Source organism: Tissierella pigra, from assembly GCF_009695605.1.
In the GTDB taxonomy this organism is placed as follows: Bacteria; Bacillota; Clostridia; order Tissierellales; family Tissierellaceae; genus Tissierella; species Tissierella pigra.
This window is the reverse complement of record NZ_VUNQ01000089.1, coordinates 1-4,450: the sequence shown is the minus strand read 5'-3', so window position 1 is coordinate 4,450 and position 4,450 is coordinate 1. Positions and strand designations below refer to the sequence as shown.

The following is a 4,450-nucleotide window of genomic DNA, read 5'->3' as shown; positions in this document are numbered from 1 at the left end:
TAAATTAAAATAACCTTGGCAAAGATATAATCAAGATATTTAATTGTAAGTTTTATCCAGTTTAATATTTCTTGTCAGATTAGAGATGAGTAGTTATCTCTAAAGCACAAAGTTATTTACATTCTCGAAATTTCGGTTGACAAATACATTTCACATTCAAATACTATGGTTGCATATTTAAAGTCGCTCCAACCTCTCTCGTTGTCATGTTCAACTTCCATAGTTACATCTGCATATTCATAGCTAACTCCGTCATCATAATCAATCTCTAAGTTTGAGGTATCAATATTTTTAGATACATAATCCTTCCACTTATCAAATATCTCTGATACCTTAATTTCCTCAATGGTTTCATAGCTTACTAGATGTTTAAAGTTTTCCAACAGTTCCTTATTATCCAATGCCGTATTCTTTAATATTTCTACTAAAACTGTATCTAGTTTGAGAATGTACTTTGAATAGTCATAGCTTTCAAGATACGGCACCATTACTGACTCAATCTTTTCTTTAATAGCCTTTTTAGCTCCACCACCATAACCGAATAAATCTTCAAGTGATTTTCTTATGCCTTTTTCTAATTCCTCTGCAATTAATTTTTCAACCGTTCCATCCTCTAACTTTTTAGCTATAACATCTTTAATACTGTTTTCTAAGTTCACAATAATTCCCCCTATTTTTTATTTTTATTAGTTATACATTCCTGAATAAATCAACATATCGTCTGTCCATGAGGTACATGGTGGTTCTATGGGTACACCATTTCCACTAGAAGTAAATCCACCACTACAGTCCTTTTTATACAAAGGACAATTATCACAACCGTCTATATCTTTTGGGTATATGTCTTCTGTAATATCTCCACTACCACATCTAGGGCAACTATCTTCTTCCCATTCGTTAAATATCTCGCTACATTCATTGCATTTAAACATTTGAATCAACTCCTACAATATTTTTCCACATAACATACATTCACAATGACTAGGCTCTTTGACTGCTTCACCTGGAATGTAAGTCCAAACTTCATTTATAAATTTCTCTGGATGATTACATTTTTCTTTGAATTTTTCATATCTTGGTTTCCATTGCTTATGCTTATATTTGCATTTAGAACAATAGATGACCGTATATCCAAACATTTTTCCTTCTTCAACAATTACAGTCCTTTTCCTATAGTAAACTTGACCTTTTAATATTGGTTCCTTACATTGGTCGCAACCATGCTTTAATCTTCTTTTGGCAATTAGTTTTTTCATTCAATCACTCCTAATATGGGTATCTGTTCAGACTTAATTCCAGCCCCTTACTAGCCACTTTTGGCCTTATCCCTGTTACTTCCTCAATCTCCCTTATCATTCTGCCTTGGTCGCTGTTTCTACTGCTAAGATGAAGGAGTATAATCTCCCTGCAACTGGATAAATCATTAGCCTTTAAAAATTCTTTTACATTTTCTAAGCTAAAATGGCTCTGTAGTAACCTTGGTTTCATCCTTTCGTCTATATAGCCATCAGTTATATTTTGGTCTAGTGTTTCTTTGATGTAGTTACATTCGATTGCCATTCCCAATACATCATTAAATTTGTACTTACAGTAGAACGTATCTGTTATAAATAAAAACTTCTCCTTAGATTGGTTTTGCAATAAAAAGCCTAAATTATGAACATCATGGTTTAGTTCAAAGGGTAATATATCCCATGTCCCAATATTAAACTTAACACCTTCTTTTACTGCATTAAATCTATGTCCACTAAGTCCTAATGAGCCTATTGTTTCCGTAGAAGTGTATATATCTATTCCTGCTTTTGAAATATCTAGGACACTATGTGAGTGATCCTTGTGACAATGACTTAAAATTACTCCACCCACCCTATTTAGGTCAAAATCCAATGACTTCACAATTTCCTTATAAGGCAATCCGCATTCTATAAGTAATTTTGTTTCTCCATCATCAATTGTGTAAAAATTGCCCTTACTACTGCTTGCATAAGTCTTAAATTTAATCATTTTACCACCCTCTGTTTCGCACTGGAGTAGTTAGTGCTTTTTCTATAGTCCAACCATATGAGATTCTACTTCGGAGAGTTTCACTATTCATATTTAACTCCTCAGCCCATTCAACTAATGGTTTTGTCACTCCTTTATGAGTAATAAAGGTAGTATTTCTTTTATTTCTAGCTTGTAGTGGCCTTGGAATCCATTCGCAATTAGAAGGTTCATAGTTGCCATTGACATCAATTCTTTCTATGGATAAACCTTTTTTATATCCATTTGCCATAGACCAGTCATAAAAGAATTCAAAATCTTGCCACTCGTTACAAACCTCAATTCCTCTAGCTCCGTAGTTGGGATAATTACTATCACTTTTTGTTTGGCAACGCCGTAACATACTTGACCAAAGTCTGTACAGTTTTGTATTGCACTGTCCATGAGTTTTATTTAAACTAACTATTTCATTTGTCCTTAAACATCCACAACTTTTCGTATGCCCACTTCTTAAATACTCAAGCCTAACAATCATTTCATTATCACAATCACATTTGCATAAAAACATTCTTTTCTTATACTTCTTCCAATATATTGGCTCGACTTCTTTGACTATTGTCAATCGGGAGAATCTATCTCCCGGATTGACTTTTAATTTCTTAGCCATTAGTATCCTGGTCCTTCCATCTCTACTTGTCCTAATTCTTCTTCTACTTCTTCTGTTTCTTCTACTTCTTCGGCTTCAACTTCCATGATTTCTCCTGTTTCCTCGTCTACTTCATCATTGAAGTCTAACATCTCCATATTTGCATTTTCTTCAATCTCTGTCATAACCATATTTTCTGTAGCTTGATTTTCCAACTGCTTCAATTTCAGGTAATCATCATCTATCTTTTGGCTATCTATGGCTATGTCGTTATAAGCTGCTCTATGGATAGTCTTGTAGACCATTTCCTCATACCAACCTTCTACTTTCTCCTTCTTGCCTGTTTTTCTGCCATTCTCCCAAACATCTTTTTCTCCACCCCAGAAGTCAATATTTCCATGTCTAGGTTTTCTTTTTTCTATATCTTTAAGTGTCATAATTACTAATTTATTTTTAGATGGATTATCGTTATATTGATGGTAATAAAATCCTCCGATTATCTCCCCTCTATCAAAAGGATTGGTAATTTCAAACTCATATTCTTCAACCTTGTTTGTCCTACTTTTCTTAATGGGTTTAAAGGTATCTGTTGAATAAACGACCTCGATTATTACTGCGTCTGGTATATCTAGTCCGTATTTATGAGCCTTTAACTCTAATCCTCTATAACCTTCTATAAAAACAATGTCATATTTATTGGTTGAATTATTCTTAAATGGCATAGCATGGATATGGTTCTTTTGAGCTGGGTCAAGTCCTATCCTTGCATAACTAACTAAGTTTCTAGCCAGTAAATTCATGTCTACATTGTTCCAAGTGTATGCCAATGGGTCTCTATATTTTTCACTTTTCCTAAGTCTGTTTGTTTCAGCTGTTTTTAGTGCTGCATCTATGGCTATAAAGTAATTTTGTGCTAATCTTTGTTGGAAGTCTGTAAGTGCTACTGCTCCTACCCCACTTTGAAATTCTTGCACCATTGCATTTGTAAATCTTTGACTTAAAGATAAATCTTGATTTTGTACTGCTACTTGATTATTTGACATTTAACATTCCTCCTTTTAAAAACACATCAAAGTTACTACTATTTCTTCACAACCTTCTTTTTTAAAGTGAAAATATACATTTAAAGGTCCATGCTCCTCGTTTACCATTTCATATCCTAGTTCTTCAAGCTCCTTGAATTTCTCATACATAGCCTTAAAACTCTCGGTGTCCCATTGCTCATATACATAGTCACCCTTAACCATATTCACGTGAATCATTGCTCCACCTCCACCCTCAATTTTTTGTCCTGCTCACTTACAACCAATGAAATCACTTGGCTATCCGTATCAGCTAATTTGACTACCGATTCTCTATTATCAATCCAAATAGTTGAAAATACTTCATAGAATCTACTAAGTGAATTTATTACATCAATTCCTGCATTAATCTTTCCTGCTGAATTTGCATCTTCAAATTTGACATAAGCTCCATTAGTGTTTACTAAAGCTATACAAGTTTCTTTGATACCATCATTAGTGACATTCTCCTCGAATAGCTTGAATTTAACGTGATTGAATTGGCTATTTATGCTATCTTCAAGCAAATTAACTTTTGCTGTTTATGTTAATCTAAAAGTAGACCACCATAATAATTGAAAACTGGTCCACCTTAAAATATAATACCCCTTGAAGATATCTTTTGAGGGGGGGCAAGAGGTGATAAAGCTGGATCAGAAAGCAGAAATACTAATGAAATATTTTAGAGAAAATATGTCTCAAAGAGCAATAGCTAGAGAGATGAAGGTTTCTAGAACTACAGTAAGAAAATATATTAATA

9 protein-coding genes are annotated in these 4,450 nt (G+C 33.6%); 1 reads left to right on the top strand and 8 read right to left on the bottom strand.

The genetic code is table 11. The features are described 5' to 3' along the window. Positions 1-116: 116 nt before the first annotated feature. Genes FYJ83_RS19190 through FYJ83_RS19155 form a run of 8 tightly spaced genes read right to left on the bottom strand, consistent with a single transcriptional unit; the run spans position 117 to position 4,217 of the window. Positions 117-659, bottom strand: a complete 543-nt coding sequence (locus FYJ83_RS19190; protein WP_154443102.1) for a hypothetical protein — start codon at positions 657-659, stop codon at positions 117-119. Positions 660-686: 27 nt separating this feature from the next. Continuing rightward, positions 687-932, bottom strand: a complete 246-nt coding sequence (locus FYJ83_RS19185) for a hypothetical protein (RefSeq protein WP_154443101.1) — start codon at positions 930-932, stop codon at positions 687-689. Between the two features lie 12 nt (positions 933-944). Next, positions 945-1,256, bottom strand: a complete 312-nt coding sequence (locus FYJ83_RS19180; RefSeq protein ID WP_154443100.1) for a hypothetical protein — start codon at positions 1,254-1,256, stop codon at positions 945-947. A 10-nt stretch (positions 1,257-1,266) separates the two neighbouring features. Then, positions 1,267-2,004 (bottom strand): MBL fold metallo-hydrolase, encoded by a 738-nt coding sequence (locus FYJ83_RS19175; protein ID WP_154443099.1) that lies wholly within the window; start codon positions 2,002-2,004, stop codon positions 1,267-1,269. Position 2,005: 1 nt separating this feature from the next. Further along, positions 2,006-2,650 carry a hypothetical protein gene (locus tag FYJ83_RS19170; protein ID WP_154443098.1) on the bottom strand — a complete coding sequence of 215 codons (645 nt, stop codon included), beginning with the start codon at positions 2,648-2,650 and terminating at the stop codon, positions 2,006-2,008. Beyond that, the gene (locus FYJ83_RS19165) at positions 2,650-3,672 is read right to left on the bottom strand and encodes a recombinase RecT (RefSeq protein ID WP_154443097.1); all 1,023 of its coding nucleotides are present in this window, start codon (positions 3,670-3,672) and stop codon (positions 2,650-2,652) included. Before FYJ83_RS19165 ends, FYJ83_RS19170 begins: the two co-directional genes overlap by 1 nt. 15 nt (positions 3,673-3,687) lie before the next feature. Continuing rightward, positions 3,688-3,891 (bottom strand): hypothetical protein, encoded by a 204-nt coding sequence (locus tag FYJ83_RS19160; RefSeq protein WP_154443096.1) that lies wholly within the window; start codon positions 3,889-3,891, stop codon positions 3,688-3,690. Then, the gene (locus tag FYJ83_RS19155; protein ID WP_154443095.1) at positions 3,888-4,217 is read right to left on the bottom strand and encodes a hypothetical protein; all 330 of its coding nucleotides are present in this window, start codon (positions 4,215-4,217) and stop codon (positions 3,888-3,890) included. The genes FYJ83_RS19160 and FYJ83_RS19155 overlap by 4 nt, the downstream gene beginning before the upstream one ends. 112 nt (positions 4,218-4,329) lie before the next feature. Here FYJ83_RS19155 and FYJ83_RS20580 point away from each other — a divergent pair. Then, positions 4,330-4,450: helix-turn-helix domain-containing protein (locus FYJ83_RS20580; protein ID WP_154439151.1), on the top strand; the 121-nt coding region annotated here is incomplete at its 3' end.